A 3,388-nucleotide genomic window follows, 5' to 3' on the forward strand; every position below is an offset into this window, starting at 1 on the left:
CCACGCATTACGAGGCAGTTGGTTCTGCGCCTGGATATCCATGGCAGATCCCCTTCTTGGGATGCCGCATCCTGGAAAATTCTATCAAATGCGGACGGGTCTCTCACGCCTCGTGGTGAAAACCGCGGGGAGGAGCGCAGCTTGCGCCAGGAGCGGACTCTGGATGGTTGCCCGGAACCGGACCTTAGGAATGCATCGACGCAAGGTCGGTTGGCGACCCCTTAACCGACATTGGCCAACGTCAGCTTCGACCCGTTGCGGACTCTGGCAAGGTCCGGTTTCGGTGCATTCGCGAGGTTGCAACGAGCGACCGGGGTTACAAATCTGAGGTGTTGGCATCTCCACCACGGGCGATCATCGCTCTTCTCGCGCCATGAAACGCGCTGTTCGCACGCCCGGCTAATGCGTTGCTGGCGTGCCGAATATGACCCGATCGAATATTGTCCTATATCAAAATTCTTTGTTTCTACTGAGTATCCAACGCTGTTCACGTTCTATTTGGGGAACAGGAATTGGACTTGGGCTCTGAGATTCAAGTCGGCTCCGCGAGTTCGGTTTCGCTTATGACGGGCCGGGCTTCGGCAAGGGCGGAACGGGCGTGTTGAAGGTGGATGGTCGGGAGGTCGCCAATGAGAAAATCCCGCACACCATCCCGATCATCGTAACCATGGACGAGACCTTCGATGTGGGGGTCGATACCCGTACGGGCGTGGACGACAAGGACTATCGAACTCCCTTCCGCTTCAACGGCAAGCTAAACAAACTGACCGTCAAACTCGGTCCGGTTCAGCTCACCAGCAATGAAAACCAGACCATTCATCACGCCCACGCCACTGCAAGGGACTAGGACCGCAGCACCATTCAACGGAAAAGGCCCCCTATCGGGGCGCCCTCAATTTTGACGTTAGCGACGAGGGCTCGATGGGCATGGGCCGCAAATCTGCGGCGTACCTAATGACGGCTTTTGGCGATCAGTTGAAGATCGGCTCCCCACCCGAATTAGCCGTTCGTGCCTGAGGTCATCCGCTTCAGGCTTTGCCGGGGTGCTCGATCTCGGTGTAGAGGTCGCCCTGGGCGGCGGCTGACCCTGCGCGGCCCCCACCTGGCCCTCGCAGTACCCATGCCGCTCCAACAGCGAGCATCGCGCCGGCAAGTGGGCCCGCCACATAGACCCAGTAACTCGTGAAATCGGTGCCGACAAGATTCGGCCCGAACGTGCGCGCGGGGTTCATCGACGCACCGGAGATCGGACTTCCCCAGAGACCGGCCAGCGCAATGTAGGCCCCGACGCCGATCGCCCCAAAGACGCCGATGTTCTGCGCGCCGGATGCCGTGCCGAGAATGACGCTGACGAGCCCCAAAGTCAGCACCCCCTCCATCAGGAACGCGCTGCCCGCCGAGTAGCCTGCCGCCGGATAGTTCGACCCGTAGGTCGACGAAACGTTGATCACAGTGTGCAGAAACAACGCCGCGAGCGTGGCGCCGATCACCTGCGCGATGATGTACCCGGGCACGCGACGCCACGGGAAGTCGCCGCGGAGCGAGAAGGCAATGCTGACGGCGGGATTCAAGTGAGCGCCGGAGACTTTACCCATAAACAGGATGATCGCCATCACCATCAGCCCGGGCGCGACCACTGCCGCGCTACGGTCGATGGTGTTGGGAAACGCCTGCCCCATCATTCCGCCGCCAGCAGCGACGAGGACGAGGAAAAACGTTCCCAGCACCTCGGAGAACAACCTACGCCACTCCTGCTTCGGATCGGCGAAATTTGCGAACGTGTCGACTAGCGACTGCTCGTAAGTTTGGAGAAGATGCTGGCCAGGAGCACTCGTCACGATGACTTCTTCTCGTAAATCGAGCGTGAGCATCAGCGGTTCGATGAGCATCGGGCCTGAGGCTCCGCGTGGCGGCACGCTACGCAAAGAGCCGCACGCGGTCAACCGTGAAAGGGAGACCGGGAGGTTTGTCAGTAAGGGTCTTCACCCTCCACGTGTCGCAAGGAGACTGACCGACGCTTCGCTCAACTCACGCTTCGCCAACGCACCCACGCGTCCAGCGGGCGGGCGGGCGGGCGCGTAATTGGATGGAGCCTTTGACGGCGACATGGGAGGGAGCGATAGTTCGAGCACGGCATCGCCACAGAGAAAGGGGTGCCCTATGAGTAGGGTCGAGGCAGGCCGATCCAAGGCCGTCCGGCACTTCACCCCGGCCGAGCGGGCGGCTCGCGGCAAGGCGGCGCGGGCCGAGTTGCCGCGAACACTTCAGGCCGAGATCGAGATCCCCCGTGATCGGGACCCCGTGGCCTTGCTCGAGGAGCAGGCGGTCACACGTGCGCCTGAGTTAGTGCCGATCCGGTACGGCCGGATGCTTTCGTCTGCGTTTGCCTTCTACCGCGGCGGCGCACTGATCATGGCGACGGATCTCTCGCGGACGCCGAACTCGAGCATTCGCACCCAGCTTTGTGGCGACGCGCACCTCTCGAACTTCGGCACGTTCGGCTCGCCGGAGCGGACTCTCGTCTTCGACGTCAACGACTTCGACGAGACGGCGCCGGGGCCATGGGAGTGGGACGTGAAGCGCCTAGCGGCGAGCTTCGCGATCGCTGGCCGCGACAACGGCTTCTCGCGGAAGGAACGGGAAGCGGCCGTGCTGGCCACGGCCCACTCGTACCGGAAGGCGATGACTGGCTTCGCCGCGATGCGCAATCTCCAAGTCTGGTACGCGAGCCTCCCGATGAAACAAGCGCTGCGCGAACTCAAGGCCGGCGTCGACCTGAACCGGTTGAAGAAGGCAGAGGCCGACCTCGCCAAGGCGCGCACGCGCGATAGCATGCACGCCTACGAGAAGCTGACCCACCTCGTCGAAGACGAGCCCCGTTTCATAAGCGACCCGCCGCTGATCGTGCCAATTGTCGAGCTGTTTCCCCCGGGGGAGAGCCGCGACCAGATCGAAAGCGAGTTCCGTGAGTGGTTCCACGGCTACCGGAGCACGTTGCGCAGCGACCTGCGCGCCCTGCTCGATCAGTTCCGCTACGCCGACCTGGCCCGCAAGGTGGTCGGGGTTGGGAGCGTCGGCACCCGCGACCGTATCGCCCTGTTCCTGGGCCTCGACGGTCAGGATCCCCTTTTCCTCCAATTCAAGGAGGCGCAGCCGTCGGTGCTCGAGCGGTTCGTGGGCAAGAGCGAGTACCCAAATCCCGGCCAGCGGGTCGTCGCAGGGCAAAGGTTAATGCAGGCTACCAGTGACATCTTCATCGGCTGGCAGCGCGTCAGGTCCGGGCTCGACGGGCGCCAACGGGACTTCTACGTGCGCCAACTGAGGGACTGGAAGGGCTCGCTGGTGATCGAGGCGCTGGGACCGCCCGGCCTGGCCGCGTACGGGAAGG

General features: G+C 62.8%; 3 protein-coding genes. 2 read left to right on the forward strand and 1 reads right to left on the reverse strand.

All coding sequences use genetic code 11. From position 1 onward, the window contains the following. Positions 1-598: 598 nt before the first annotated feature. Complete coding sequence (locus AC1D34_RS35500; protein ID WP_476826777.1) at positions 599-847, forward strand: hypothetical protein; 249 nt, start codon at positions 599-601, stop codon at positions 845-847. A 181-nt stretch (positions 848-1,028) separates the two neighbouring features. On the opposite strand, the gene AC1D34_RS35505 is transcribed toward AC1D34_RS35500, so the two are convergent. Next, positions 1,029-1,889, reverse strand: coding sequence for an MIP/aquaporin family protein (locus AC1D34_RS35505; RefSeq protein WP_476826778.1), 861 nt, complete (start codon positions 1,887-1,889; stop codon positions 1,029-1,031). 271 nt (positions 1,890-2,160) lie between these two features. On the opposite strand from AC1D34_RS35505, the gene AC1D34_RS35510 reads away from it, so the two are divergent. Then, positions 2,161-3,388, forward strand: a 1,228-nt coding sequence (locus tag AC1D34_RS35510; RefSeq protein WP_476826779.1) for a DUF2252 domain-containing protein, incomplete at its 3' end; no start/stop codon positions are given.

It is taken from the genome of Allobosea sp. P1_A7, assembly GCF_056406775.1.

What these genes read in the sequence shown, in the direction of transcription:
- AC1D34_RS35505 (WP_476826778.1), bottom strand. Translation starts at nt 1,889, where the DNA reads ATGCTCATCGAACCGCTGATGCTCACGCTCGATTTACGAGAAGAAGTC.